Source organism: Pseudomonas sp. S2_B07, assembly GCF_054668435.1.
Window position 1 is genome coordinate 5,520,495 of sequence record NZ_CP162769.1, and the last position, 24,860, is coordinate 5,545,354.

Genomic DNA, 24,860 nt, shown 5'->3' on the forward strand with positions numbered 1-24,860 from the left:
TGTTGGCTTGCGAGGAGATCCTATGATTCAGTCGATGCTGTATGCCACTGACCTTGGCCTATATGCACCGTTGGTGATGCAACATGCCTTGGCCCTGGCGCGGACATTCAATGCCGACTTGTATGTGGTCCACGCGGTTGAGCCCATGGGGCTGTTTGCCGAATCGGTGCTTCAAAGTTATCTCGATGAACAGGCCTTGAACGAGTTTCACAGTCAGGGCCTGAGTACCGTCATTGCCAATATCGAGCAGCGGGTGCTCGACAGTTTTCGCGAAGAGCTGGGGGATGAAGGGGAGCAGGATCTGGCGCGAATCCGCGCGGTGCGCGTACTTCAGGGGGATCCGTCGCAGGTGATTCTCGACCAGGCGCAGAAACTCTCTGTGGATTTGCTGATCGTAGGTAGTCATAGCCATGGTGCTGGCGCGGAAACGCCTTTGGGCAGGACCGCCGCGCGCGTGTTGCAGCTGGCGCGGGTGCCGGTCTATCTGGTGCCACTGGTAGAGCGTCGCCGCAAGGAAGATCGCTAGAACACAAATAGTGGCAATTTGACAAAAAAGTTCTAGATTTATTCTTCACGCCATTAATATAGTTATATACCGTCGCTGATGCCCGTGGCGTCTACCTGCTTTGAGGGATTCATATGAAGCTTCAACAATTGCGCTACATCTGGGAAGTGGCGCACCACGACCTCAACGTTTCCGCTACTGCCCAAAGCCTTTACACCTCGCAACCGGGTATCAGTAAACAGATCCGCCTGCTGGAAGACGAACTGGGCGTCGAGGTGTTCGCCCGCAGCGGCAAGCACCTGACCCGCGTTACCCCGGCTGGCGAACGCATCATCACCACCGCCGGCGAAATCCTGCGCAAGGTTGAAAGCATCAAGCAGATCGCCCAGGAATTCTCCAACGAGAAAAAGGGCACCCTGTCGATCGCCACCACTCACACCCAGGCACGTTATGCGTTGCCACCGGTGATCAGCACCTTCATCAAGCAATACCCGGACGTTGCCCTGCACATGCACCAGGGTTCGCCGATGCAGATCGCTGAAATGGCCGCTGACGGCACCGTGGATTTCGCTATTGCCACCGAAGCGCTGGAGTTGTTCGGCGACCTGGTGATGATGCCGTGCTACCGCTGGAACCGCTGCGTGGTCGTGCCACAAGGTCACCCATTGACCAAACTGTCGAAGCTGACCCTCGAAGCCTTGGCCGAATACCCGATCGTGACGTACGTGTTCGGTTTTACCGGCCGTTCGAAGCTCGACGAAGCCTTCAGCCATCGCGGCCTGACGCCGAAAGTGGTGTTCACTGCCGCCGACGCCGACGTGATCAAGACTTACGTTCGTTTGGGACTGGGCGTGGGCATCGTGGCGAAAATGGCGGTCGATGCCAAACTCGATAGCGATCTGGTCATGCTCGATGCGAGCGATTTGTTTGAATCGAGCATCACCAAAATCGGTTTCCGTCGTGGCACCTTCCTGCGTGGCTTCATGTGCGATTTCATCGAGAAGTTTGCCCCGCACCTGACCCGTGAAGTGATGGCTAAAGCCATTCAGTGCCACAACAAGCAGGAGCTGGAAGAACTGTTCGACGGCGTCGAACTGCCGGTCCACTGATCGTTTGTTCTAGACCACCTCGGTAACAGAAAACTGTTGCCGAGCGCCCGCCACCAGAATCTCCACTTCATCCCCTTCGAACTTGCCCAGCAGGTTTTTGCCCAGCGGCGAGCGGGGGGTGATGACGGTGATCAGTTGCCCCACCAGATCGACCTTCAGGCCGGCCGCATCGGGGGCCAGAAACAGCCATTGCTCACGACCGTTCTCGTCTTCCAGGCCGAGCAGTGCGCCGACTTCGATGCCGCGCTGATCATCATAAGGGCGCAGCATCAGATTTTGGCACAGCGCCAGTGACTGGCGGATTTCCTCCACCCGTTTGGCCTGCCCGGCTGCCAGATAGGACGCCTCCAGCCCCAGGGTGTCGTACTTGTTTTCGGCGATGTTTTCTTCGTGGGTCGCGGTTTCGTAGGCGGTTTGCGCGGCACGCTCTGCGATGTCGAGATCAATCCGCAGCTTGTCGAGAATCAATTGGTGGACGGTCTGTTTGTTCATGATCAGTCGCAGAATTGCAGGACATTGGCGCGGCTTTTTTCGCTCGGCGCGGTATGGTCCTGCTGCAACCAGAACTGGCATTTTGGATTGGACAGATTGCGGCTGCTGCTGCGGGCCTGATCCATGCGCACCTGCTGTTCGTTCTTGCGCAGGTTCTCTTCGTATTGCTCGAACAACGGGCTCTGCGGTGGAATATCCGGCCTTGGCTGTTCGACAATCGGCGGCTTGGCCAGTTGTTCCACGGCGGCGGCTACCGGTGCCAGTTGCTCTTTGAAAAACACCGCTGAGACGAGCCAGCAGGTCAGCGCGATGGCGATAAATCCCAGCCACATACCAAGGGCAATGCTGCCGGTCAATCGCAGGGCGTTAAGCTGGATCGGCAACGGGCGGCGCGGGTTGGGACGGTAGGGCATGGCTGCCTCCTGGCGGATGGTCGCGGGCGAGTGGCGATTGTCGCACGAAGATTAATCGCCGTCGGCTCTTCTGCACGAGGTAATTTATGCGGACAATCGGTGCCTTTGCCAACGGGAACCTGGAATGCCTGAACTGCCTCAAGTGAAAAACCGCCGGCGCTGGGATATTTTTTGCACCGTGGTCGACAACTTTGGCGACATCGGCGTGACTTGGCGCCTGGCTCGCCAACTGGTGGCCGACCACGGGCTGGAGGTGCGCTTGTGGGTCGATGACCTGCGCGCCTTCGAACGTCTGTGTCCCGAGATCGATAGCCATGTCGCGCAGCAATGGCAGGCCGGTGTCGAAGTGCGCCAATGGCCGACCGAGTGGCTGGCCACCGACGCGGCGGACGTGGTCATCGCCGCATTCGCCTGCCAATTGCCGAGCGCCTACATGGACGCCATGGCCGAGCGGGTAAAGCCGCCGCTGTGGATGAACCTCGATTATCTGAGCGCCGAGGACTGGGTGATCGGCTGCCACGGTTTGCCGTCGGTCAAATACAAAACGGTGCAGAAGTACTTCTTTTTCCCGGGATTCCGGCCGGGCACCGGCGGTCTGCTGCGTGAAAGTGGATTGCTTGAGCGTCGCCGACAGTTTCAGCAAAGTCCCGAGACTCAACGCGAATTCCTTCAAGGGTTGGGCATTGATCGTGCGCCGAACGCGCAATTGATCTCGCTGTTTGCCTATGAGAATGCCGGGTTGTCGAGTTGGCTGGATGTACTGGCCGCCGATTCGTCGCCCACACATTTGCTGGTGCCCGAGGGGCGGATTCTCGGCGATGTCGAACGCTGGCTCGGCGTTGAAGGATTGGCCGCGGGGGCGCTTCATGTTCGCGACGGATTGACCGTCCAGGTGCTGCCGTTCGTCCGACAGGATCAATATGATCACCTGCTCTGGTGCTGCGATTTCAACGCCGTGCGCGGTGAAGACTCCTTCGTTCGCGCTCAATGGGCGGGTCGGCCGATGCTCTGGCACATCTATCAGCAGGAGGAAGACATCCACCTGGACAAGCTCGATGCGTTCCTCGCGCTGTACACAAAAGGCCTGTCCGAGCCCGCCAGCCAGGCGATAAACGGTCTTTGGCACGCCTGGAATGCCGGTCATGATATGTCCGACCACTGGCGCACAGCCCGCAAACACTGGCCAGAGCTGCAAAAACACGCCGAGGCGTGGTGTCTGGAACAAGCCTTGCAGGCCGATCTTGCCGCGGCGCTGGTACAGTTTTATGTAAATTGGATATGATACGCGGCCTAGATTTTTGTAAATCCCATCCAAATTCGGATATTCGCAATGAAAACTGGTAAAGAACTGAAACCCGGTACCGTGATCCGTCTCGAAAACGATCCTTGGCTGGTTCAGAAAGCTGAATTCACCAAATCCGGTCGTAACAGCGCGATCATGAAGACCAAGCTGAAAAACCTGCTGACCGGTTACAAGACCGAGATCGTTTACAGCGCTGACGACAAACTGGACGACGTAATCCTCGACCGCAAAGAAGCGACCCTGTCCTTCATCAGCGGCGACACCTACACGTTCATGGACACCACTGACTACACCATGTACGAGCTGAACGCTGAAGACATCGAAGCCGTTCTGCCTTTCGTTGAAGAAGGCATGACCGATGTTTGCGAAGCGATCTTCTTCGAAGAGCGTCTGGTTTCCGTAGAACTGCCGACCACTATCGTGCGTCAGGTTGACTACACCGAAGGTTCCGCTCGCGGTGACACTTCCGGCAAGGTCATGAAGCCTGCCAAACTGAAGAACGGTACCGAGCTGTCGGTTGCTGACTTCATCGAAATCGGCGACATGATCGAGATCGATACCCGCGAAGGCGGTTCCTACAAAGGCCGTGCTAAATAAGCACTGCTTTTTGCGGACAGAAAAAGCCCGACCACTGAGTCGGGCTTTTTTGTGGGCGCAATTTCGAATTCAACGTTGCACCCCTGTAGGAGCGGTGTTACTTCTTCAGGTGTTCTTTGAGCTCTTGCGACGCTTGCAGCATCGCCGAACGCACCGCAGGCACCTGGCTCACCACGTTGAGCAAACCGTAGTCGTGGATCATGCCGTTGTAGCGAACCGACGTCACTGCCACCCCTGCCTCATCAAGCTTGCGAGCATAGGCTTCACCCTCGTCGCGCAGCACGTCAGCGCCCGCCGTCTGCACCAGTGCAGGTGGCAAGCCCTTCAGTTGGGCGGTGGTTGCCCGCAGCGGCGAGGCGTAGATCTCGTTACGCTGGTCGGCGTCGGTGGTGTAGTTGTCCCAGAACCACTTCATCATGTTTTTGGTGAGGAAGTGCCCCTCGGCAAACTGGTTGTATGACGCCGTTTCGAAGTTCGCATCCGTTACCGGCCACAGCAGCACCTGGAACTTGATCGCCGGTGTGCCCTTGTCCTTGGCCATCAGTGCAACCACGGCCGCCATGTTGCCACCGACGCTGTTGCCGGCCACGGCCAGACGTTTGCTGTCGACATTGATCTCTTTGCCGTGCTCGGCCACCCATTGGGTCGCCGCATACGCCTGGTTGATCGCCACCGGGTAATGCGCTTCTGGCGACGGGGTGTAATTGACGAACACCGCCACTGCCCCCGAGCCCGTTACCAGATCACGCACCAATCGTTCGTGGGTCGGGAAGTCGCCCAACACCCAGCCACCACCGTGGAAGAACATGAACACGGGCAGCTCACCCTTGACCCCGGCCGGCCGGACGATGGTCAGGCGCAGCGGTTGGCCATCGACTTGAATGGTCTTCTCGCTGACATCCGCTTTAGGCAGTGTCAGTTTCACCGAGGCTTGCGCACCCGTCAGCACGGCACGGGCGTCCTTCGGGGTGAGTTGCTCCATCGGTTTGCCGGTGCCGGCATTCAGTACGTCGAGGAAGGCCTGGGTGTTGTGTTCAACACCGTCGCCTGCAAACGCGTTGCCGATGGACAGGGCGAGAAGGGTGCCGGTCAAGACTTTGCTGAAAGCGTTCATGTTCGTTTCCTGTTCGGACTTTGGGATCAGCGGTTAGACGGTGACGTGCAGGCGCACATCGACGTTGCCACGGGTGGCGTTGGAATACGGGCAGACCTGGTGGGCAGCGTCGACCAGGGATTGCGCGTCGGCTTGTTCAAGGCCCGGCAAGCTGATGTGCAGGTCGATGTCCAGACCGAAGCCGCCAGGGATTTGGCCGATGCCGACATGGGCGGTGATCGAGGCGTCGTTCGGGATGGTGCGTTTGGTCTGGCTGGCAACGAATTTCAGCGCGCCGATGAAGCAGGCGGAGTAACCGGCAGCGAACAGTTGCTCAGGGTTGGTCGCTGCGCCGCCCGCACCGCCGAGTTCTTTCGGGGTAGCGAGTTTGACGTCGAGGATGTTGTCGCTGGAAACGGCACGACCATCACGGCCGCCAGTGGAGGTTGCGATTGCGGTGTAGAGAGTTTGCATGGTGTGAGCCTCATTCGGGTTTGATGTATTGCGCTAAATGTTTGCGCGCTAAGTAAGTGCGAGATGAATGTATCGCGCAAGTATTTAGCGCGCAAGATAAATTTTTGAAAAAGTTTTGGTCGGGATTTGGGCGGATGATACGGAGGGCCGAGTTAGAGCGGTCGAGGCGAGATTTTCAGGACTGAAAATTTTTTGAGGAAGGGCTGAACGAGGTTGAAAGCACACAACAAAACCAATGTAGGAGTGAGCTTGCTCGCGATAGCGGTGCATCAATCGACATCAATGTTCGAATGTCACACCGCTATCGCGAGCAGGCTCACTCCTACAGGGATTCAGGTGGTAGAGGGATCAGAGGCTGTTCTGCAAATTGTCGCGCAGCACTTGCAGCTCCGCTTGCAGTTTGTTCAGTCGCTCCACGGTCATCCCGCTGGCGCCGAGGATGCACTGCGGAATGCTGCGTGCCTTTTCCCGCAAGGCGCGACCTTGTTCAGTGAGTTCGACGATCACCACCCGTTCGTCTTCGCGGCTGCGGGTGCGGCTGAGCAGGCCTTCGACCTCCAGGCGTTTGAGCAACGGCGTCAGCGAGCCGGGATCGGTCAGCAGGCGCGTGCTGATTTCACCCACGGTCAAACCATCGCGTTCCCACAGCACCATCATCGCCAGGTATTGCGGATAGGTCAGGCCCAGCGCTTGCAACAGCGGTTTATAGACCTTGGTCATCAGTAGCGAAGTCGAGTGCAGGGCGAAACACGCCTGATTATCCAGCAGCAGTTGTTCGCAGTTATCCGGGGTGTCGCGTTCGGTGGTCATCTCAAAAGCCTTGATCGGTAATCCTCATGAATCTAGCGGGCGAATCTTTAATGCGCCATATAATTTTCGACTAGTGGCGATCCAGCGTGTTTTGCAGTGCCAGGTCCCACGGCGGGATGGGGCTGAAGCGAGTCTTGAGGTATTCCAGCAACAACCGGCTGCGCGAGTTGGGCTGTTGCGCCAATCGCAAGGCATAGATGCCGGCGCTCTCCGGTTTGGGCAGACCGTTTTCGCAGAACAGCGGCAGCAATTCACCGCGCAGCAGGTATTCACTGGCCAGCCAGGTCGGCAGGTGGGCGATGCCCAGCCCGGCCAATGCGCCACAGACCAGCGCTTCGGCATTGTTGGCGCTCATGCGGATCCGCGTCGGGCGATGCAAATGCATTTGCCCGTCACGTTCGAAGCGCCAGGCGAAGGGCGGGGCGAGTCCATCCCAATCGAGGCCTTCGTGATCGACTAACTGTGCGGGCTCGGTTGGCACACCGCGGCGTTGCAGATAGTCCGGGCTGGCGCAGGCAATGCGCACCAGGCTCGCCAGTGGCGTGGCCACCAGTCGGGTGTCGGCCATCTGTCCGGCGCGCAATACCAGATCGACCTTGCCCAGGTTCAAGCCTTGCATGTCGACGAAACTGTCGATCAGGTGCAGTTGTACGTCGAGGCCGGGGTACAGCATCAGGAAATCGGCAATCACCGGGGCCAGATGCCGTCGCCCGAATGCCGCGGGCGCATCGATTCTGATCAAGCCTTCCGGCGCGCTGCTCAGGGACACCGCTTCGGCCCGTGCCAGCCGAAGCTCGGCGACGATTCGTCGGGCGCGCTCGGCAAAGGCCAGGCCCGCCGGGGTCGCCATCACGGCGTGAGTGCTGCGGGTGAACAACTGGCTGCCGACGGCCTTTTCCAGACTATCGATGCGCCGCGCCACGGCCGATGGGGTCAGGGGATGGCGGCGGGAGGCCGCGGAGAAGCTTCCGGATTCCAGCACATCCAGAAACAGCCCAAGCTGTTCGGTCAATTGATTAGGGTTCATGGTGATCACGGCTATGCGAAGTTGGCACAGCCATTGTGCGGTGCTGTGCGTTTCCGCGCCATCGCGGACTGCGTAGCATGAACACCCTGACAAAAGAGGAATCGCCCGTGATCGAGTTTGTGATGTATCTGGTGTTTGGCGCGGCCCTCGGCACCCTCGGCGGGTTGTTCGGGATCGGCGGCGGTTTGATCGCGATCCCGTTGCTGGGCGTCCTGTTCGGGCTTGATCAACAAATCGCCCAAGGCACCGCGCTGGTGATGGTCGTACCCAACGTCATGCTGGCGCTGTGGCGCTATCACCAGCGCAATCGCATTGAATTGCGTCACGCGCTGCCCTTGGCGTCGATGGGCTTCTGTTTTGCCTGGATCGGTTCGATCTGGGCGGTCGGCATCGATGCGCAAACCATGCGCAGCGGCTTTGTCGCGTTCCTGGTGGCGCTGTCGGCCTACAACCTGTTCCGAATGTTCATCGCCAATACCCCCGCCTCGGCGCAGATGCATTACGGCTGGCCATGGCTGGGTGTGCTCGGCGCGGCTTCCGGGACCATGGGCGGCTTGTTTGGTGTAGGCGGGGCAGTGGTGGCGACGCCGGTGTTGACCAGCCTGTTTGGCACCAGCCAGGTGGTGGCCCAAGGGTTGTCGCTGGCGCTGGCGTTACCCAGCACCGGCGTCACGCTGGTGACTTACGCGGCGCACCATCAGGTCGACTGGCTGATTGGCGTGCCGTTGGCCATCGGCGGGTTGATGAGCATCAGTTGGGGCGTAAAGATCGCCCACGCAATGCCGGAGCGTCTGCTGCGCGGGTTGTTCTGCGGTTTTCTGGTGTGCTCGGCGGTGATGCTCGCGCTTAAAGTTTGAAGCCTTCGACAATGTGCTCGGCCAGGCACTCGGTGATCGGCGACGGGTTGTGCAGATTGCGCACGAGCATGATGCAGGCTTCCGGTAATTGCGGCAGGTCTTCGGCCTCACCGAGGATGCGCATGTCCGGGGTGATCAGGCTTTCCAGTTGCGCGGTCACCGCCAGCCCGGCGCTGACCACGGCCATCAATGCCGACAGGCTCGAACTGTTGTAGGCAATCCGGTAATCACGGCCCATCGCATCCAGTGCGTTACACGCCCACAGCCGGCAGAAACAATCACTGTTGAACATCGCCAGAGGCAATGGCGTCTGCTCATGGGCGCTGAAGCATTGCGCTTCGGCCCAGACGAAACGTTCCTTGCGTAACAACTGGCCAATCTCGGTCCCGGGCTCGCGAGTGACGATGGACAGGTCCAGGTCCTGACGTTGCAGCAATTGTTTTGATGATTCGCAGTGAACCTCGATCTGGATCAGCGGATAGCTCTTGGCGAAGCGCGACAAAATCCCCGGCAGAAAGCGCATCACGTAATCGTCCGGTGTGCCGATGCGCACGGTGCCGACCATGTGCGGCTCCCGCAGCGTGTTGAACACTTCGCTGTGGAGTTTGAGGATGCGCCGCGCATACCCCAGCAAAACCTGGCCTTCGGCGGTCAGTTTGACCTGTCGCCCATCGCGTTCGAACAGTTGGCGCTGCAACACGTCCTCTTCCAGACGTTTCATCTGCATGCTCACCGCCGACTGCGTGCGATTGACCAATTCACCGGCGCGGGTGAAACCGCCCTGGTCGGCGATGGCGACAAAGGTACGCAGGACATCCGTATCGATACTGGGGAAAGCTGACATCCATCAATCTCCGAGATGGTTACCATCAGAAACATTCGTTGGATTGATCTTATCCCTCGAGCGAGACTTGAGCCATCCCCAACGGAGGACAACGAGATGAAAGGTCAACATCAACACGTAACGGAAGAAAGATTCTCCATTCATGCGGTATCCGATCTGCTGCACAAGTTTACCCGCTGGTACGAACTTCATCGTGAGCGCGAATTGCTGGCGAGTCTGAGCGATGAAGCACTCAAGGACATAGGCGTCAGTCGTGCCGATGTCGAACATGAATCGGTCAGACCCTTCTGGGATGATCCGATGCATAAATGATGAGGCCATTGCTACACAAACCCCTCTCTGGTGAGGTAGGTTGCGAGCAGACACGGAGGTATTCATGCCCGCAACGCTGTCCTTTTCCAACCGACAAGCTCGACGTCTGGCACTGGCTGCCCAAGGGTTCAACGGGCGCCAGCCGCCAGCGACGATCACGCCTGTTCAACTCAATCGACTGATCGAACGGCTGGGTATTTTGCAGATCGATTCGGTCAACGCGTTAGTGCGTTCGCACTACCTTCCCTTGTTTTCCCGCCTTGGAAATTACTCATCCGACTTACTCGATCAGGCTGCCTGGAGTCAGGGCCGACGTCGCACGTTGTTTGAATACTGGGGGCACGAAGCCTCGTTGCTGCCGTTGTCGATGTATCCCCTGATGCGTTGGCGCATGCAGCGCGCTACGCGTGGCGAAGATATCTATCAGCAACTGGCGCGTTTCGGGCGTGAACAACAGGACACCATTCGCCGGGTGCTGGCCTCGGTCGAAGAACTCGGCGCGCTGGGTGCCGGAAGCCTGTCGACCCGCGAGGAACGGGCCGGGCCGTGGTGGGACTGGAGCGCGGAAAAGCATGCGCTGGAATGGTTGTTTGCCGCTGGCGAAGTGACGGTGGCCGGCCGGCGTGGTTTCGAACGACTTTATGATTTGCCGGAGCGGGTGATTCCTTCGGCCATTTTGCAGCAGCCGGAATTAAGTGAGGCCGAGGCTCAGCGCGGCCTGTTATTGCATGCGGTGACGGCATTGGGTGTCGGCACGGAAAAAGACCTGCGGGACTATTTTCGCTTGAACCCGGCAGACAGTCGCCCGCGTCTGGCAGAACTGGTCGAGGCCGGTGAGTTGCTGACCTGCGAAGTGCAAGGCTGGCGGCAAGCGGCGTATTGCCTGCCCGAGCCGAAAGTGCCGCGCAAGGTTGCGGCCAGTGCATTGCTTTCACCGTTTGATTCGCTGATCTGGGAACGCAGTCGTACCGAGCGGTTGTTTGATTTTCGGTACCGGCTGGAGATTTATACGCCGCAGGACAAGCGGGTTTACGGGTATTACGTGTTGCCGTTTTTGCACAACGAACGGATTGCCGCGCGGGTGGATCTGCGGGCGGAGCGGGCGTTGGGGCGGTTGGCGGTGCACGCGGTACACGAGGAAGAGCCGGGGCTGGATGATGAAGGGATGCAAGCTTTGGCAGTCAATCTGCAGCGGATGGCGGACTGGTTGGGGCTTGAGCGGGTGCAGTTGAATTGTCAGCGGGTGAGTGCCGACAGGTTAAGAGTGGCATTGGCTCAATTCTCTGGTGTTTAAGCGGCCGCCATCGCGGGCAAGCCCGCTCCCACATGGATCACCTAAACCCTGTGGGAGCGGGCTTGCCCGCGATGGCGGCCAGTCAAGCAATAAAGAACCTGCTGGCTTAACGCCGAACCTGTTTCAGTGTCTCCGCAATAAGAAAAGCCAATTCCAGCGACTGATCCGCATTCATCCGCGGATCACAATGGGTGTGATACCGGTCCGACAGCCCATCCTCAGTAATCGGCCGCGCCCCACCAATGCATTCAGTCACGTTCTGCCCGGTCATCTCGATGTGGATACCGCCGGCATAACTGCCTTCCGCCTGGTGAACCTGGAAGAATTGCTTCACCTCGCCAAGGATCTGCGCGAAGTCGCGGGTTTTGTAGCCGCTGCTGGCCTTGATGGTGTTGCCGTGCATCGGGTCGGAGCTCCACAGCACCTGCTTGCCTTCGCGCTGCACTGCGCGGATCAGCGCCGGCAAATGATCGCCAACCTTGTTCGCACCCATTCGCGCGATCAGGTTCAGCCGGCCCGGATCGTTGTCCGGGTTCAGCACGTCAATCAGGCGAATCAGGTCTTCAGGGTTCATGCTCGGGCCGACCTTGACCCCGATCGGGTTGTTCACCCCACGCAGGAATTCGACGTGTGCGCCATCGAGCTGGCGGGTGCGGTCGCCGATCCACAGCATGTGCGCCGAGCAATCGTAGTAATCGTTGGTCAGGCTGTCGCGCCGTACGAAGGCTTCTTCGTAGTTGAGCAGCAGCGCTTCGTGGGCGGTGAAGAAACTGGTTTCGCGCAATTGCGGCGAAGTGTCCATGCCGCAGGCGCGCATGAACGCCAGGGTTTCATCGATGCGGTCGGCCAGGTGGCTGTATTTTTCCGCCAGTGCCGAGTTGGCGATGAAGTCCAGGTTCCACTTGTGCACCTGATGCAGATCGGCAAACCCGCCCTGGGCGAATGCCCGCAGCAGGTTCAGGGTGGCGGTGGACTGATGGTAAGACTGAAGCAGGCGTTCCGGGTCCGGCACGCGGCTTTTCTCGTCGAAACCGATGCCGTTGACGATGTCGCCACGGTAGGCGGGCAGGGTCACGCCGTCGATGGTTTCGTCATTGGCCGAACGCGGTTTGGCGAACTGACCGGCCATGCGCCCGACCTTGACCACCGGGCAACCGGCGGCGAAGGTCATGACGATCGCCATTTGCAGCAGGACTTTGAAGGTGTCGCGGATTTTCGCGGCAGAGAACTCGGCAAAGCTCTCGGCGCAATCGCCGCCCTGCAACAGGAAGGCGCGCCCCTGGGTCACTTCGGCAAACTGACGGCGCAACTCCCGGGCCTCACCGGCAAACACCAGCGGCGGATAACCGGCCAGGGTTTGCTCGACTTGCTGCAAGTGAGCGGCGTCGGGGTATTGAGGTTGTTGCTGGATCGGCAGGGCGCGCCAGCTGTCAGGGCTCCAGGGTTGGCTCATCACGTTCTCTAGTGTTTTACGCTCGGACGGTTATGTTATCAGCAATTAGTGCGTGACCTGTTCCCGTCGCTTCGCGGACAATCGCGCCTTTGCCGCGCCCCCTCGCGGTTTTATTGCGCTGCTGTTTATCACAGGTCGGCGCGGCAGCAATCAGGAGACGAAATGACTGAGGAGCGCGTCGAGCATCTGCTCGCCGAGGTACAGGATGAGTTCGGCGTGATACGCGTGCTGGAAGTCGCCGACTACCGTTTTCTGGAGTTCGGCGATGCCATCGAGCAGAGCTGCGTCTTCACCGCTGATCCGAGCTGGCTCGAGTACGACTACACCCGGGCGATGCTGATCGGTGCGCTGTGCCACGAGCAGCCGGAAAGCGCGCTGTTTCTGGGGCTTGGCGCGGGCACGCTGACTCAGGCCTGCCTGAAGTTTCTGCCGCTGGAAGATGTCGAAGCGATTGAATTGCGCCCGGACGTACCGCGCCTGGCCATTGAATACCTGGGGCTGGATGATGATCCTCGGTTGTATATCCGGGTGGGTGATGCGCTGGAATTGCTCGACACCGCTGAGCCGGCGGACCTGATTTTCGTCGACCTTTACACCGATGTCGGTCCGGGTGTCGGGCATCTGGCCTGGAGCTTTCTGGAAAACTGTCAGAAGCGCTTGAATCCGGGGGGCTGGCTGGTGATCAATCAATGGGCCACCGATGATGGGAAACCGTTGGGCGCGGCGTTGTTGCGCGGGCTTTATCACCGGCATTACTGGGAGCTGCCGGTGAAGGAGGGCAATGTGATTTTGATCGTGCCTTCGGAGCTGGATCAGGAATTGGACATGGACGGTTTGCTCGCCCGGGCCGAAGGGCTGGCGCCGCGATTGGGGTATTCGTTGCAGTCGCTGATCAAGGCGATTCGCCCGGCGACTTAAATGTGTTGCCTGTAATGGCCTCATCGCGGGCAAGCCTTGCTCCTACAGGTTGTGGATAACCCTTGTAGGAGCAAGGCTTGCCCGCGATTAAGTCCGAAAAACCAACACAAAATCAAAGCCCTTTGAAGATACCGGGCCGCTTCTCGACCATCGACCGCACCCCCTCCTTGGCATCCTCACTCGCCAACAACTTCTTCACCAGCGGCGGCAATCCCTGCGCCGCCGCCGTTTCCCCTTCATAGCGCGCCTGCCGCGCCGACATCAACGTCGCCTGCACGCCCAATGGCGCCTGCCGGGCAATCCGTTCCGCCAATTCAATCGCCCTTGGCAGCAGATCCTCGCTGGCCATGACTTCCTGCACCAGGCCCAGATGCAACGCGTCATGCGCATCAAACTCATCACCGGTGAGCAGCCAGCGCATGGCATTGCCCCAACCGGCAACCTGGTGCAGGCGCAATGTGGCGCCGCCAAACGGAAAAATCCCGCGCTGCACTTCTTTCTGGGCAAAGCGGGTGTTACTGGCGCACAGGTTGATGTCAGCGGCCAGCATCAACTCGATGCCGATGGTCAGGCAGTAGCCTTGCGCGGCAACAATCACCGGTTTGCTGACGCGGGGGCCGGCAAAAACACCCCACGGATCGCAGCCACCCGGCGGGGCCTGCCAGCCTTCGGCCAACGCCGCGCTGGCACTGACCAGATCGAGCCCGGCGGTGAAATGCTCGCCATGACCGAACACCACCGCGACCCGCGCCTCGTTATCGGCCTCGAATTCGCCGTAGGCCAGGCTCAGTTCGTTGAGCAGTTCAAGGTCGAAGGCGTTGCGCTTGGCCACCCGATCCAGGCCGATCATCAGGACATGACCGTGTCGTTCGCGGGTGACGCGACTGCAAGCGGGCTGATTCATGGAACAATTCCTCGGGCGGGAAGGGTGTGTCAGACCGCAGGTCTGCTTGCTAACGATGAACCGTTTTAGCGCCATCACCAGCAGGGCCGGGCCTTTGAAAAATAGACCGTGTCAGGATTATCCGCAAAGCCTGTGACACAACGGTGTATCCGTCAGTTTTCCGACAAATAATGCTCCCTTTTTGGGCGAATTCCGGTATAGTGCGCGCCGGCCTTTAACCGGGCCGCGTTTAGGTAGCGCAATTCCCCGAAGTCAGCTTCGGCTGCACGTCCGCACAGCGGACTCTCCCTTGACGAATCTTTTTCATTCATTCGTTTTCGCAAATCCCCGCCGACAAAGCAGCCAGGGCGACTCTTGAGTCTTACACGGCATGCGCAGCTTTGGAGCATGGGTCTTTGCGGATGCACTTAGAGGCAGACCCATGACCCAGGAAACCGGCGGCTTCGCCGCTTTTAATCTTAATCCGAATATCCTTGCAGCCGTCATTGCGACCGGCTACGAAGAGCCTTCGGCTATTCAGCAGCAATCGATCCCGATCATCATGGCCGGCCACGACATGATTGGCCAAGCGCAAACCGGTACCGGTAAAACCGCCGCGTTCGCCCTGCCAATCCTGCATCGCATCGATCCTGCAAAGCGCGAACCGCAAGCCCTGATCCTGGCGCCAACCCGTGAGTTGGCGCTGCAAGTAGCAACCGCTTTCGAAACCTACGCCAAGCAAATGCCGGGCGTTACCGTTGTGGCCGTTTACGGCGGCGCCCCTATGGGTCCACAACTGAAAGCAATCCGTAATGGCGCACAGATCGTTGTCGCCACTCCGGGCCGTCTTTGCGACCACCTGCGTCGTGACGAAAAAGTCCTGGCTACCGTGAACCACCTGGTTCTCGACGAAGCGGACGAAATGCTCAAACTGGGTTTCATGGACGACCTCGAAGTCATCTTCAAGGCTCTGCCAGCAACCCGTCAGACCGTATTGTTCTCGGCCACTCTGCCACAGTCGATCCGTGCCATTGCCGAACGCCATCTGCGCGATCCGCAACACGTGAAGATCCAGACCAAGACTCAGACCGTTACCGCGATCGAACAGGCTCACCTGTTGGTTCACGCTGACCAGAAGACCTCGGCTGTATTGAGCCTGCTGGAAGTGGAAGATTTCGACGCCCTGATCATGTTCGTGCGCACCAAGCAAGCGACCCTGGACCTGGCCAGTGCCCTGGAAGCCAAAGGCTACAAAGCCGCTGCGCTGAACGGTGACATTGCTCAGAACCAACGTGAGCGCGTGATCGAATCCCTCAAGGATGGTCGTCTGGACATCGTTGTGGCGACCGACGTTGCTGCTCGTGGCCTGGACGTTCCGCGCATCACTCACGTGTTCAACGTTGACATGCCGTACGACCCAGAGTCCTACGTTCACCGTATCGGCCGTACCGGCCGTGCCGGTCGCGAAGGTCGTGCACTGCTGCTGGTGACTCCGCGTGAGCGCCGCATGCTGCAAGTGATCGAGCGTGTAACCGGTCAAAAGGTTGCCGAAGTTCGCCTGCCGGACGCTCAGGCCGTTCTCGATGCCCGCATCAAGAAACTGACCAACAGCCTGTCGCCGCTGGTAGCTGATGCCGAATCGACCCACGGTGATCTGCTGGATCGTCTGACTGCCGACATCGGTTGCACTCCGCGTGCACTGGCCGCTGCTCTGCTGCGCAAGGCAACCAACGCTCAGGCGTTGACCCTGGCTGCGATCGAGAAAGAACGTCCACTGGTGCCGAACAATGCACCGCGTGGCGATCGTCCAGAGCGTACCGGTGATCGTCCGGACCGTGGTGATCGCGAGCGTCGTGCTCCGGTTCCATTGGCTGAAGGTCGTGCTCGTTGCCGTACCGCGCTGGGTGCGCGTGACGGTATCGCTGCCAAGAACCTGCTGGGCGCTATCCTGAATGAAGGCGGTTTGGCTCGTGAAGCCATCGGCCGCATCCAGGTACGTGACAGCTTCAGCCTCGTCGAGCTGCCGGAAGATGGTCTGGAGAAGTTGCTGACCAAACTGAAGGACACTCGCGTTGCCGGTAAGCAGTTGAAGCTGCGTCGCTATCGCGAAGATTGATCCGCTCTTGAGCTGATTGATCGCACATAAAAAATCCCCGACTGGTTCGGGGATTTTTTATGCCTGCTGTTTGTGCCCTGCCTGTCCTGCAGCGTCGCACCCATCGCGGTCTACCGGTCAGCCAAAACGATAAATGTCCATGCCCAGCGCGCCCATGGTGAACCCCTGATGCGCAATGCTGAACTCGCCTCCAGCCCCGCGAGCAAAATACAGCGGCAATAAATGCTCATCGCTAGGGTGATTGCGCACGGCATTGGGCGCCTGCTGACGGTAATCGTGCAGCGCCGCTTCATCGTCGGCCGCGAGTTTCTCGATCATCCAGTCGCGGAAGGATTTGGCCCACGGCTCGACGCTTTCCGGGCCCGCATGCCAATCCAGTTCACGCAGGTTGTGCGTGATGCTCCCAGAGCCGATCAACAGCACGCCATGCTCACGCAGGCTGGCCAAGGCATGGCCGACGCGGGTTTGCAGGGCAGGACCGCCACGGGTGGGCAGCGAGACTTGCACAATGGGGATATCGGCTTGCGGATACATCAACGTCAAAGGCACCCAGACACCGTGGTCGAACGGGCGCTTGGCATCGATGCGTGCTGGCAGATCGGCGGCCTTCAATAAATCGACAACCTCCGCCGCCAAATGGGGATTACCGGGTGCGGGGTACTGAACGTCGAACAACGCCTGCGCAAAGCCGCCGAAGTCGTGCCAGGTTTCCGGCCGGGGATTGCCGCTGACCAGCAGCTCATTGCTTTCCCAATGCGCCGATACGATCACGATGGCTTTCGGTTTCGGCAATTCGGCGGCTAATCGAGCTAGAGCCGGTCCGCTGGCCCCCGGTTCCAGTGCCAACATGGGCGAGCCATGGGATATGTACAGGCTGGGGAACATGAAAGAGCTCCTGAGGGGTAAGATGGCGTCATCTTCAGTCAGATCATTGATCTAAATCTAATATAAGTTTTAGGGTCTTTTGATCGAATTTTCGGGATTAATTATGCAGCCGGAGTTTTGGCACAAGCGGTGGACGACGAATCAGATCGGCTTTCACCTGCCGAAAGTGAATCCTTATCTGCAACGGTACTGGCCGCAGCTGGGGCTGGAAGAAGGCTCGCGCGTACTGGTGCCGCTCTGTGGGAAAAGCCTGGATCTGCTGTGGCTGGCGAAGTGCGGTCACGAGGTGTTGGGCGTCGAGCTGTCGGAAAAAGCGGTGGAAGACTTTTTCCACGAGCATCAATTTGATCCGGACGTCAGCGACCAAGACCCTTTCACGGTCTATCGAGCGGGCTCGATCGAGATCTGGTGTGGTGATTTCTTCGCGTTGACGGCCGGTGATGTCGCCGACTGCAGCGCACTGTACGACCGCGCAGCGTTGATAGCCTTGCCACCGATGATGCGCGAGCAGTACGCCGCGCATCTGACGCGGATTTTGCCGAAGAAGTCGCTGGGGTTGCTGATTACCCTGGACTACGACCAGACGCAAATGGACGGCCCGCCGTTTGCCGTGCTGGATGATGAAGTGCAGCGGTTGTTCGGTAGCTCGTGGGCGCTGAAGATTCTAGAGGATCAGGATGTTCTGAGTTCGAGCGGGAAATTCCTGGAGGCGGGGGTTACCCGGCTTGAGGAGCGGGTGTATCGGGTTTCCAGCCATTAAGGTGTGTTGAGTTTGCTGGCCCCATCGCGAGCAAGCTCGCTCCCACATTGGAATGCATTCCCCTGTGGGAGCGAGCTTGCTCGCGATGAGGACAGGAAGAACACCGCATCAACCAGGCAAATAAAAAAGGCCCGCATCACTGCGGGCCTTGTTTTTTTGTTGCTGAACAATCAGCGCTGAAGTCGATGCAGCGCGTTGATACGTTCTTCCAGCGGCGGGTGGCTCATGAACATCCGGGCGAACCCTTGCTTGATGCCACCGTTGATGCCAAAGGCGTTCAGGGTGTCCGGCATGTGTACCGGCAGGCCTTGTTCGGCGCGCAGGCGTTGCAGGGCGCCGATCATCGCGGCAGTACCGGCCAGGCGTGCACCGGCTTCGTCGGCACGGAATTCACGCTTGCGCGAGAACCACATGACGATGGAGCTGGCCAGAATGCCCAGGACCAGCTCGGCGAAGATGGTTGCCACGTAGTAGGCAATCCCCTGGCCTTCTTCGTTCTTGAAGATCACCTTGTCGACAAAGTTGCCGATGATCCGCGCGAAGAACATCACAAAGGTGTTCACCACGCCCTGAATCAGCGCCAGGGTGACCATGTCGCCATTGGCCACGTGGCCAATTTCGTGGGCCAGCACGGCTTTCACTTCATCAGGCGAGAAACGCTCCAGCAAGCCCTGGCTGACCGCGACCAGTGCGTCGTTCTTGTTCCAGCCCGTGGCGAACGCGTTCGCCTCGTAGGCCGGGAAAATCCCGACTTCAGGCATCTTGATCCCGGCTTCCCGGGACAGTTGCTCGACGGTTTGCAGCAGCCATTGCTCGTGACGGGTGCGTGGCTGGGTGATGATCTGGGTGCTGGTGCTCATCTTCGCCATCCACTTGGAGATGAACAGCGAGAACAGCGAACCGGCAAAACCAAAGACCGCACAGAAAATCAGCAGCTGATTGAGGTTCAGATCAACCCCGTTGGCCGCCATGAACCCGTTGAAGCCGAAAAGGCTCAGGGTGATGCTGGCAATCAGCACGACCGCCAGGTTAGTGGCCAAAAACAGCAGGATGCGCATCATGGTTGTAGAAATCTCCTCGTGCTAAAGATGTAGCGTACTGCGGGGTATATAAGGTGCTGCACCGGGCTATTCAACCGGGTGACTATTTCAAACTGTGTCCTACGGCAACAGTCTAGCCGTTTGCAGGCCTTTTCCGATGCGGGCATGGGAAATGTTTGACAGGCAAAGCGCGGCGTAGGCCCCGCCGTCGTTAGACGCGAGCACCCAACCAGTGACCAGGCATGACTTGAAACAAGGAAGTGCGGCGGGATGCAGAGATGTGTTGCTGAATTAATCACCGCGCGACTTTCGCAAAAAGTCGCACGGTGACGAACCCCTTTACTGACGGTAGGACTTGAGGAAGCTACCGATCCGCCCGATGGCCATCTCCAGTTCATCCACACGCGGCAGGGTCACCACGCGGAAGTGATCCGGCCAAGGCCAGTTGAAGGCTGTGCCCTGAACCACCAGCAGCTTCTCGGAGAGCAGCAGGTCGAGCACGAACTTCTCGTCGTTGTGGATCGGGCAGACTTTCGGGTCGATCCGCGGGAACGCATACAGCGCGCCCATCGGCTTGACGCAGGTGACGCCCGGAATGTCGTTAAGCAATTCCCAGGTGCGATTGCGCTGTTCCAGCAAGCGGCCCTGCGGCAGCACCAGGTCATTGATGCTCTGATAACCGCCCAGTGCGGTCTGGATCGCATGCTGGCTCGGCACGTTGGCACACAGGCGCATATTGGCCAGCATGTCGATGCCTTCGATGTAGCTCTGTGCGTGATGTTTCGGGCCGGAGATGGCGATCCAGCCGGAACGGAAACCGGCAACGCGGTAGGACTTGGACAGACCGTTGAAGGTCAGGCACAGCAGGTCCGGGGCCAGGGACGCGGTGCAAATGTGCACGGCGTCGTCGTACAGAATCTTGTCGTAAATCTCATCCGAGAACACCACCAGGTTGTGCTGGCGCGCCAGTTCGAGCATGCCCAGCAGCACTTCTTTGGAATACACCGCACCGGTCGGATTGTTCGGGTTGATGATCACCAGCGCCTTGGTGTTCGGCGTGATCTTGGCCTTGATGTCCGCCAGGTCCGGCCACCAGTTGGCCTGTTCGTCGCACAGGTAATGCACCGGGTTGCCGCCGGACAGGCTGACCGCGGCCGTCCACAGCGGATAATCCGGGGCCGGCACCAGCACTTCGTCGCCATTGTTGAGCAGGGCCTGCATCGACATCACGATCAGTTCGGAAACGCCGTTGCCCAGGTAGATGTCTTCGATGCCGACGCCTTCAACCTGCTTCTGCTGGTAATACTGCATCACGGCCTTGCGCGCGCTGAACAGGCCTTTGGAGTCGCTATAGCCCTGGGCGGTCGGCAGGTTGCGGATCACGTCCTGGAGGATTTCGTCCGGCGCTTCGAAACCAAAAGGCGCCGGGTTGCCGATGTTCAGCTTGAGGATGCGATGACCTTCCTCTTCCAGGCGTTTGGCGTGCTTGAGCACTGGGCCGCGAATGTCGTAGCAGACGTTGGCGAGCTTGTTCGATTTGCTGACCTGCATGGCGATGTGTTCCCGAAAATGAACGATCCAGGCGGTGTATGAACTACCGTACTGGGAATCCTGCGTATTCACACAGGCCTGACGCCTTGAGATGCAGCACCCATAAATCCGTTTGAATGCGCGTGGTCTGGCTGCCAGACTGGCGTTTGACGAGGCGCAATCATACGTGCCGCCCGATCCGTGGAAAAGGTACAGATCGGGCTTTTTCAGTTGCTGAGGTGTGAAGATGGAAAAGTTGGAAAAAACCCTGGAAGAATGGAAGGCAATGCTCGATCCGGAGCAGTACAACGTGTGCCGCCTCAAGGGCACCGAACGGCCGTTTTCCGGTAAATACAACGGCACCAAGACTGACGGCGTTTACCACTGCATCTGCTGCAACGAGCCGCTGTTCGACTCCAAGACCAAATTTGACTCCGGTTGCGGCTGGCCGAGCTTCTACGCGCCGATCGGCGACAGCGCCATGGTCGAGATCCGTGATGTCAGTCACGGCATGATCCGCACCGAAGTGGTCTGTGCCAAATGCGATGCACACCTGGGGCACGTGTTCCCGGACGGTCCGCCGCCGACCGGCCTGCGTTATTGCATCAACTCGGTGTGCCTGGATCTGGTGCCGCGAATAGTGTGAGCCCTGTAGGAGCACGGCTTGCCGGCGTGGCAATCTCAAGGACGCCATCGCCGGCAAGGCGTGCTCCTACAGGGATTGTCCTGCTTCCATTGATTTATTAAATTGCACACAATTCAATTGCTCGCTATGTTTGTCTCATCTTCTTTCATCAAGAGTGCAAGTCATGACCGACAACCTGCTGAGCATCCCGTGCACCACCATCAAGGGTGAGCAAAAGACCTTGGCCGATTACGCCGGCAAGGCCGTACTCGTGGTCAATACCGCCAGCAAGTGCGGCTTCACTCCGCAATACAAAGGTCTGGAAGAGTTGTGGCAGACCTACAAGGACCAAGGGTTGGTAGTGCTCGGCTTTCCGTGCAACCAGTTCGGCAAGCAGGAACCCGGCAATGAAGGCGCCATTTCCGAATTCTGCGAATTGAATTTCGGAGTCAGCTTCCCGCTGTTCAAGAAAGTCGACGTCAACGGTGCCGGTGCGCATCCGTTGTTCGTTCAGCTGAAAAAACGCGCACCGGGTGTGCTGGGTTCGCAGGGCATCAAGTGGAACTTCACCAAGTTCCTGATCGGCAAAGACGGTCAGTTGGTCAAGCGCTTTGCCCCGGCGACCAAACCGCAGGACCTGAGCCGCGAGATTGAAGCCCTGCTCAAATGAATAGCCTGTCAGTCGATTCGCTGAAGCTCGACAGTCAGCTCTGCTTCAAGCTGTACGCCGCTTCCCGTGCGGTGATTCGAGCCTACAAGCCGATGCTCGACCAGCTCGGCCTGACCTATCCGCAATACCTGGCCATGCTGGTGTTGTGGGAATGGCAGGAGGCCGCTCCTGAGCAACCGACGGTCAAGGCGCTGGGCGAACGTCTGGCGCTGGATTCCGGCACCCTGACGCCGTTGCTCAAGCGACTTGAGCAACTGCAACTGGTGCAGCGCCAGCGTTCGGCTCGCGATGAGCGTGAGGTGCACCTGAGCCTGTCACCGGCCGGCAAGGCGCTGCGTGATCAAGTCGGCCCGCTCAAGGCGCGCCTGTTGTGCGACAGCGGGGTGGATCTGGATCGCCTGAGTGATCTGCGTAATGGTCTCGATCATTTGCTGGGGCAGATCAAGGCACTGTCGTAGCTGGAACCCATAGATCAAGCAGCGCGGCCAGTTCTTCTCGGCGGAAAGGCTTGGCCAGGTAGTCGCTCATGCCCGCCGCGCGGCAGCGTTCGCGTTCCTCGGACATGGCGTTGGCGGTCAGCGCGACGATGGGCAGTTGCGGCCAGCGTCCGCTGCGACGAATTTGCCGGCTGGCTTCGTAGCCGTCCATCACCGGCATGTTGCAGTCCATCAGCACCAGATCGAAGTCGCTTTGCTCCAGTTGATCCAGCGCTTCGGCCCCATGAGCGGCGACGATGACCTCGCAGCCCAATTTGCCGAGCATGCCTTTGGCGACCAATTGATTGACCGGGTTGTCCTCGACCAGCAATACCCGTCCGCGCCGCTGGTGGGGAAGGGCTTCGATCCGCGCGCCATTGATCATCGTGGTTTCTGGCTGCAAGATCCGCCGCAAGGTCTGGTACAGCGCATTGCGTGCCAGCGGCCGAGCCTGTTGCTGCAAGGGCGCGAGGGCACTCGCCTGTTCGCTGGGCATGAAGTTGCCATAAGCGGTCACCAGCAGAATCGGCGCGTCAAGGGTGGGGCGCAGGCCAAACAGGCATTCGGGGCAGTCGGTGATCAAGACATCAGGTTCAAGTCCGAGCAGCGAGTCATCGATGGAACGCTGTTGATAGTCGAGTCCCCACGCCGGCAGCAGGGTTTTCAGCAGCTCGGCCAGACCGCTGCTGGCCGCGGTGATCGCAATGATCTTGCCGGACAGCGGTGCCGGGGATACGGCGCGAGTGTGAGCGGACAGCGGCAGCTCGGCGCAGAACTGACTGCCAAAACCGGCTTCCGAGCTGATCGTCAGGCGTCCCTGCATGGCTTCGCAGAGGTTATAGGTCAGGGCCAGGCCCAGCCCTGTACCGCCGAACTGCCGGGTAATACCGGCGCCGGCCTGGGTAAAGGGCTGGAAGATCTTGACCTGGGCATCGTGGGCGATCCCGATGCCGGTGTCGCAGACTTCGATTCTGACCCCCTCTTCGAAGGCAGACAGACGCAAATCGACCCGACCGAAGCGAGTGAACTTGAGCGCATTGGACAACAGGTTGCTGACGATCTGCCGCACCCGGGTCGGGTCTCCCAGCACTAGTGCCGGAAATTGTGGATCGATCAGGCACGTCAACTCCACGCTCGGCGCCGCATTCTGGGAGAGCAGGTTGGCGGTGTCTTCAACCAGCGCGCCAAGATCGAACGGAATGTGTTCGAGTTCCAGTTGCCCGGCATCGAATTTCGACAGGTCGAGAATATCGTTGAGCAGCTCCACCAGCACTTTGCCCGAGTCGTGGGCGATCGACAGTTGTTGCTGCTGTTCGGCCGTGAGCGGGCCGTCCAGCGACAGCGCGATCATTCCCAACAGACCATTGAGAGGGGTGCGGATTTCATGGCTCATGTTGGCCAGAAAGACCGAGCGTGCTTCAGCCATCTCGATGGCCGTGGTGCGCGCGACTTCAAGTTCCTGATTGGATTGGCTGAGCCGGGCATTGATCGCCTTGAGTTCGGCCGTGCGTGCCGAAACGATGTTTTCCAGTTGACTGAGGTAGTCGGTCAGACGGTTTTCGGCGTTGCGTCGTTGCTGGATCTCGGTGGCGATGTTTTCGAATTGTTGGTTGGCGACTTTGACCAGCACACCGATTTCATCGTTTTCATGCCCCGCCGGGTATTCCAGCCAGGTCGGCTCCGCACTGCGCGGATCGCGGCCACTGAGTTCGCGGATGACCCGCACCAGGGGCTTGGTCAGCATCACGTAGAACAGCGCCAGCAGAATGCCTGTCAGGATCAGGCTTCGGGCGAAGCCGTTGAGCAACGTCACTTCGGCCCGGCGCAGGAAGCGGCTGCCGAAGGCGTAGGTGTCGACTTCCAGTTGCAAGGTCCCGAGTGATTCGTTGGGCAGGTGATCGAGAAATAGACGGTCTTCGAACTGCCGATTGGCGCCGAACAGGAAATCGCTGATGACTCGATAGCCACTTTGCGCGCTTGGGCGTTTGACGCTGGCCAGCACGGTATTGTTGTTGTCGGTCAGTTTCGCGCTGAGGATCGCCGGTGAGCGCACCAGGCCCATGGTCAGTTCCTGGGCGAGTTCGGCGTCGATGTTGTAGGCGATGCGCGAGGCAGGGTTGTGGCTGATTTCCAGCAAAGACAGTATTTCGCGGTTGATGGAGGCGTCTTCGCTGGCATAATCGATGCCTATTTGCAGCAGGCTGAGCAGCGTGCCCAGAATGAAACCGACCAGCACAGTAAGCCTGGCTTGCTTGTATGACAGCCGGTGGGTGAATTTGATGTCCATGGGGTGTTGAACCACTTCCGTTTCCTTTCGCTGCTCAAGCATAGTCGATCATGCATGGATTCCGATGTTCTCGCGAACCCCTGAGCA

General features: G+C 59.1%; 26 protein-coding genes. 13 read left to right on the plus strand and 13 right to left on the minus strand.

Annotated features, from left to right (window positions below; all coding sequences use genetic code 11):
- The first annotated feature begins 22 nt into the window (after positions 1–22).
- Positions 23–526 carry a universal stress protein gene (locus AB4N43_RS25490; protein WP_027925711.1) on the plus strand — a complete coding sequence of 168 codons (504 nt, stop codon included), beginning with the start codon at positions 23–25 and terminating at the stop codon, positions 524–526.
- Between the two features lie 113 nt (positions 527–639).
- The gene (cysB, locus tag AB4N43_RS25495) at positions 640–1,614 is read left to right on the plus strand and encodes an HTH-type transcriptional regulator CysB (RefSeq protein ID WP_027925712.1); all 975 of its coding nucleotides are present in this window, start codon (positions 640–642) and stop codon (positions 1,612–1,614) included.
- Positions 1,615–1,623: 9 nt separating this feature from the next.
- Here the strand turns inward: cysB and AB4N43_RS25500 are convergent, their stop codons facing one another.
- Both AB4N43_RS25500 and AB4N43_RS25505 read right to left on the minus strand, forming a co-directional pair.
- A complete protein-coding gene (locus AB4N43_RS25500) occupies positions 1,624–2,106 on the minus strand; it encodes a GreA/GreB family elongation factor (RefSeq protein ID WP_027925713.1) in 483 nt (160 codons plus the stop codon).
- Positions 2,107–2,108: 2 nt separating this feature from the next.
- Positions 2,109–2,519 carry a hypothetical protein gene (locus tag AB4N43_RS25505; protein WP_027925714.1) on the minus strand — a complete coding sequence of 137 codons (411 nt, stop codon included), beginning with the start codon at positions 2,517–2,519 and terminating at the stop codon, positions 2,109–2,111.
- Positions 2,520–2,643: 124 nt separating this feature from the next.
- Between AB4N43_RS25505 and earP the strand changes: the two genes are divergently transcribed.
- On the plus strand, positions 2,644–3,801 hold the full coding sequence (earP, locus tag AB4N43_RS25510) for an elongation factor P maturation arginine rhamnosyltransferase EarP (RefSeq protein WP_027925715.1): 1,158 nt from the start codon (positions 2,644–2,646) through the stop codon (positions 3,799–3,801).
- A gap of 48 nt (positions 3,802–3,849) precedes the next feature.
- Positions 3,850–4,419 carry an elongation factor P gene (locus tag AB4N43_RS25515; protein ID WP_007943632.1) on the plus strand — a complete coding sequence of 190 codons (570 nt, stop codon included), beginning with the start codon at positions 3,850–3,852 and terminating at the stop codon, positions 4,417–4,419.
- A gap of 97 nt (positions 4,420–4,516) precedes the next feature.
- On the opposite strand, the gene AB4N43_RS25520 is transcribed toward AB4N43_RS25515, so the two are convergent.
- The 4 genes from AB4N43_RS25520 to AB4N43_RS25535 all read right to left on the minus strand — a co-directional run bounded on the left by AB4N43_RS25520 (position 4,517) and on the right by AB4N43_RS25535 (position 7,823).
- The gene (locus tag AB4N43_RS25520) at positions 4,517–5,533 is read right to left on the minus strand and encodes an alpha/beta hydrolase (protein WP_027925716.1); all 1,017 of its coding nucleotides are present in this window, start codon (positions 5,531–5,533) and stop codon (positions 4,517–4,519) included.
- A 33-nt stretch (positions 5,534–5,566) separates the two neighbouring features.
- The gene (locus AB4N43_RS25525) at positions 5,567–5,986 is read right to left on the minus strand and encodes an organic hydroperoxide resistance protein (RefSeq protein WP_027925717.1); all 420 of its coding nucleotides are present in this window, start codon (positions 5,984–5,986) and stop codon (positions 5,567–5,569) included.
- A 348-nt stretch (positions 5,987–6,334) separates the two neighbouring features.
- The gene (locus AB4N43_RS25530) at positions 6,335–6,796 is read right to left on the minus strand and encodes a MarR family winged helix-turn-helix transcriptional regulator (RefSeq protein WP_027925718.1); all 462 of its coding nucleotides are present in this window, start codon (positions 6,794–6,796) and stop codon (positions 6,335–6,337) included.
- A gap of 70 nt (positions 6,797–6,866) precedes the next feature.
- Positions 6,867–7,823, minus strand: a complete 957-nt coding sequence (locus AB4N43_RS25535) for a LysR family transcriptional regulator (RefSeq protein WP_027925719.1) — start codon at positions 7,821–7,823, stop codon at positions 6,867–6,869.
- A gap of 107 nt (positions 7,824–7,930) precedes the next feature.
- Between AB4N43_RS25535 and AB4N43_RS25540 the strand changes: the two genes are divergently transcribed.
- Entirely contained in the window at positions 7,931–8,680 is a 750-nt protein-coding gene (locus AB4N43_RS25540) for a sulfite exporter TauE/SafE family protein (RefSeq protein ID WP_027925720.1), read from the plus strand.
- On the opposite strand, the gene AB4N43_RS25545 is transcribed toward AB4N43_RS25540, so the two are convergent.
- On the minus strand, positions 8,670–9,524 hold the full coding sequence (locus tag AB4N43_RS25545; RefSeq protein WP_027925721.1) for a LysR substrate-binding domain-containing protein: 855 nt from the start codon (positions 9,522–9,524) through the stop codon (positions 8,670–8,672). The genes AB4N43_RS25540 and AB4N43_RS25545 overlap by 11 nt on opposite strands.
- A 96-nt stretch (positions 9,525–9,620) precedes the next feature.
- On the opposite strand from AB4N43_RS25545, the gene AB4N43_RS25550 reads away from it, so the two are divergent.
- On the plus strand, positions 9,621–9,836 hold the full coding sequence (locus AB4N43_RS25550; RefSeq protein WP_027925722.1) for a DUF1127 domain-containing protein: 216 nt from the start codon (positions 9,621–9,623) through the stop codon (positions 9,834–9,836).
- 64 nt (positions 9,837–9,900) lie between these two features.
- Entirely contained in the window at positions 9,901–11,130 is a 1,230-nt protein-coding gene (locus tag AB4N43_RS25555) for a winged helix-turn-helix domain-containing protein (RefSeq protein ID WP_194940716.1), read from the plus strand.
- A gap of 106 nt (positions 11,131–11,236) precedes the next feature.
- Here AB4N43_RS25555 and AB4N43_RS25560 read toward each other — a convergent pair whose 3' ends face one another.
- The gene (locus AB4N43_RS25560) at positions 11,237–12,583 is read right to left on the minus strand and encodes a class II 3-deoxy-7-phosphoheptulonate synthase (RefSeq protein ID WP_027925724.1); all 1,347 of its coding nucleotides are present in this window, start codon (positions 12,581–12,583) and stop codon (positions 11,237–11,239) included.
- A gap of 162 nt (positions 12,584–12,745) precedes the next feature.
- Between AB4N43_RS25560 and AB4N43_RS25565 the strand changes: the two genes are divergently transcribed.
- Positions 12,746–13,501, plus strand: coding sequence for a spermidine synthase (locus tag AB4N43_RS25565; protein WP_027925725.1), 756 nt, complete (start codon positions 12,746–12,748; stop codon positions 13,499–13,501).
- Between the two features lie 112 nt (positions 13,502–13,613).
- Here AB4N43_RS25565 and AB4N43_RS25570 read toward each other — a convergent pair whose 3' ends face one another.
- Positions 13,614–14,405, minus strand: a complete 792-nt coding sequence (locus AB4N43_RS25570) for a crotonase/enoyl-CoA hydratase family protein (RefSeq protein ID WP_027925726.1) — start codon at positions 14,403–14,405, stop codon at positions 13,614–13,616.
- 421 nt (positions 14,406–14,826) lie between these two features.
- Here AB4N43_RS25570 and AB4N43_RS25575 point away from each other — a divergent pair, with 421 nt between their 5' ends.
- Positions 14,827–16,500 (plus strand): DEAD/DEAH box helicase, encoded by a 1,674-nt coding sequence (locus AB4N43_RS25575; protein WP_007943712.1) that lies wholly within the window; start codon positions 14,827–14,829, stop codon positions 16,498–16,500.
- A 117-nt stretch (positions 16,501–16,617) separates the two neighbouring features.
- On the opposite strand, the gene AB4N43_RS25580 is transcribed toward AB4N43_RS25575, so the two are convergent.
- Positions 16,618–17,385, minus strand: coding sequence for a DODA-type extradiol aromatic ring-opening family dioxygenase (locus AB4N43_RS25580; RefSeq protein ID WP_027925727.1), 768 nt, complete (start codon positions 17,383–17,385; stop codon positions 16,618–16,620).
- A 103-nt stretch (positions 17,386–17,488) separates the two neighbouring features.
- Between AB4N43_RS25580 and AB4N43_RS25585 the strand changes: the two genes are divergently transcribed.
- Positions 17,489–18,145 (plus strand): thiopurine S-methyltransferase, encoded by a 657-nt coding sequence (locus tag AB4N43_RS25585; protein ID WP_027925728.1) that lies wholly within the window; start codon positions 17,489–17,491, stop codon positions 18,143–18,145.
- Between the two features lie 170 nt (positions 18,146–18,315).
- Here the strand turns inward: AB4N43_RS25585 and htpX are convergent, their stop codons facing one another.
- Both htpX and AB4N43_RS25595 read right to left on the minus strand, forming a co-directional pair.
- A complete protein-coding gene (gene htpX, locus AB4N43_RS25590; RefSeq protein ID WP_027925729.1) occupies positions 18,316–19,206 on the minus strand; it encodes a protease HtpX in 891 nt (296 codons plus the stop codon).
- 318 nt (positions 19,207–19,524) lie between these two features.
- A complete protein-coding gene (locus AB4N43_RS25595) occupies positions 19,525–20,736 on the minus strand; it encodes a pyridoxal phosphate-dependent aminotransferase (RefSeq protein ID WP_027925730.1) in 1,212 nt (403 codons plus the stop codon).
- A gap of 226 nt (positions 20,737–20,962) precedes the next feature.
- Between AB4N43_RS25595 and msrB the strand changes: the two genes are divergently transcribed.
- The 3 genes from msrB (at position 20,963) to AB4N43_RS25610 (ending at position 22,468) form a co-directional block, all read left to right on the plus strand.
- Positions 20,963–21,361, plus strand: a complete 399-nt coding sequence (msrB, locus tag AB4N43_RS25600) for a peptide-methionine (R)-S-oxide reductase MsrB (protein ID WP_027925731.1) — start codon at positions 20,963–20,965, stop codon at positions 21,359–21,361.
- Between the two features lie 163 nt (positions 21,362–21,524).
- Positions 21,525–22,010 carry a glutathione peroxidase gene (locus AB4N43_RS25605; RefSeq protein ID WP_027925732.1) on the plus strand — a complete coding sequence of 162 codons (486 nt, stop codon included), beginning with the start codon at positions 21,525–21,527 and terminating at the stop codon, positions 22,008–22,010.
- Positions 22,007–22,468, plus strand: a complete 462-nt coding sequence (locus AB4N43_RS25610; protein WP_059182407.1) for a MarR family winged helix-turn-helix transcriptional regulator — start codon at positions 22,007–22,009, stop codon at positions 22,466–22,468. Before AB4N43_RS25605 ends, AB4N43_RS25610 begins: the two co-directional genes overlap by 4 nt.
- Here AB4N43_RS25610 and AB4N43_RS25615 read toward each other — a convergent pair.
- Positions 22,452–24,773: a hybrid sensor histidine kinase/response regulator gene (locus AB4N43_RS25615; RefSeq protein WP_460154231.1), complete on the minus strand. Its 2,322-nt coding sequence runs from the start codon at positions 24,771–24,773 to the stop codon at positions 22,452–22,454. The two genes, AB4N43_RS25610 and AB4N43_RS25615, sit on opposite strands and share 17 nt — an antisense overlap.
- Positions 24,774–24,860: the final 87 nt, after the last annotated feature.

What these genes read in the sequence shown, in the direction of transcription:
- AB4N43_RS25490 (WP_027925711.1), top strand. Translation starts at nt 23, where the DNA reads ATGATTCAGTCGATGCTGTATGCCACTGACCTTGGCCTATATGCACCG.
- cysB (WP_027925712.1), top strand. Translation starts at nt 640, where the DNA reads ATGAAGCTTCAACAATTGCGCTACATCTGGGAAGTGGCGCACCACGAC.
- AB4N43_RS25500 (WP_027925713.1), bottom strand. Translation starts at nt 2,106, where the DNA reads ATGAACAAACAGACCGTCCACCAATTGATTCTCGACAAGCTGCGGATT.
- AB4N43_RS25505 (WP_027925714.1), bottom strand. Translation starts at nt 2,519, where the DNA reads ATGCCCTACCGTCCCAACCCGCGCCGCCCGTTGCCGATCCAGCTTAAC.
- earP (WP_027925715.1), top strand. Translation starts at nt 2,644, where the DNA reads ATGCCTGAACTGCCTCAAGTGAAAAACCGCCGGCGCTGGGATATTTTT.
- AB4N43_RS25515 (WP_007943632.1), top strand. Translation starts at nt 3,850, where the DNA reads ATGAAAACTGGTAAAGAACTGAAACCCGGTACCGTGATCCGTCTCGAA.
- AB4N43_RS25520 (WP_027925716.1), bottom strand. Translation starts at nt 5,533, where the DNA reads ATGAACGCTTTCAGCAAAGTCTTGACCGGCACCCTTCTCGCCCTGTCC.
- AB4N43_RS25525 (WP_027925717.1), bottom strand. Translation starts at nt 5,986, where the DNA reads ATGCAAACTCTCTACACCGCAATCGCAACCTCCACTGGCGGCCGTGAT.
- AB4N43_RS25530 (WP_027925718.1), bottom strand. Translation starts at nt 6,796, where the DNA reads ATGACCACCGAACGCGACACCCCGGATAACTGCGAACAACTGCTGCTG.
- AB4N43_RS25535 (WP_027925719.1), bottom strand. Translation starts at nt 7,823, where the DNA reads ATGAACCCTAATCAATTGACCGAACAGCTTGGGCTGTTTCTGGATGTG.
- AB4N43_RS25545 (WP_027925721.1), bottom strand. Translation starts at nt 9,524, where the DNA reads ATGTCAGCTTTCCCCAGTATCGATACGGATGTCCTGCGTACCTTTGTC.
- AB4N43_RS25550 (WP_027925722.1), top strand. Translation starts at nt 9,621, where the DNA reads ATGAAAGGTCAACATCAACACGTAACGGAAGAAAGATTCTCCATTCAT.
- AB4N43_RS25555 (WP_194940716.1), top strand. Translation starts at nt 9,901, where the DNA reads ATGCCCGCAACGCTGTCCTTTTCCAACCGACAAGCTCGACGTCTGGCA.
- AB4N43_RS25560 (WP_027925724.1), bottom strand. Translation starts at nt 12,583, where the DNA reads ATGAGCCAACCCTGGAGCCCTGACAGCTGGCGCGCCCTGCCGATCCAG.
- AB4N43_RS25565 (WP_027925725.1), top strand. Translation starts at nt 12,746, where the DNA reads ATGACTGAGGAGCGCGTCGAGCATCTGCTCGCCGAGGTACAGGATGAG.
- AB4N43_RS25570 (WP_027925726.1), bottom strand. Translation starts at nt 14,405, where the DNA reads ATGAATCAGCCCGCTTGCAGTCGCGTCACCCGCGAACGACACGGTCAT.
- AB4N43_RS25575 (WP_007943712.1), top strand. Translation starts at nt 14,827, where the DNA reads ATGACCCAGGAAACCGGCGGCTTCGCCGCTTTTAATCTTAATCCGAAT.
- AB4N43_RS25580 (WP_027925727.1), bottom strand. Translation starts at nt 17,385, where the DNA reads ATGTTCCCCAGCCTGTACATATCCCATGGCTCGCCCATGTTGGCACTG.
- AB4N43_RS25585 (WP_027925728.1), top strand. Translation starts at nt 17,489, where the DNA reads ATGCAGCCGGAGTTTTGGCACAAGCGGTGGACGACGAATCAGATCGGC.
- htpX (WP_027925729.1), bottom strand. Translation starts at nt 19,206, where the DNA reads ATGATGCGCATCCTGCTGTTTTTGGCCACTAACCTGGCGGTCGTGCTG.
- AB4N43_RS25595 (WP_027925730.1), bottom strand. Translation starts at nt 20,736, where the DNA reads ATGCAGGTCAGCAAATCGAACAAGCTCGCCAACGTCTGCTACGACATT.
- msrB (WP_027925731.1), top strand. Translation starts at nt 20,963, where the DNA reads ATGGAAAAGTTGGAAAAAACCCTGGAAGAATGGAAGGCAATGCTCGAT.
- AB4N43_RS25605 (WP_027925732.1), top strand. Translation starts at nt 21,525, where the DNA reads ATGACCGACAACCTGCTGAGCATCCCGTGCACCACCATCAAGGGTGAG.
- AB4N43_RS25610 (WP_059182407.1), top strand. Translation starts at nt 22,007, where the DNA reads ATGAATAGCCTGTCAGTCGATTCGCTGAAGCTCGACAGTCAGCTCTGC.
- AB4N43_RS25615 (WP_460154231.1), bottom strand. Translation starts at nt 24,773, where the DNA reads ATGGACATCAAATTCACCCACCGGCTGTCATACAAGCAAGCCAGGCTT.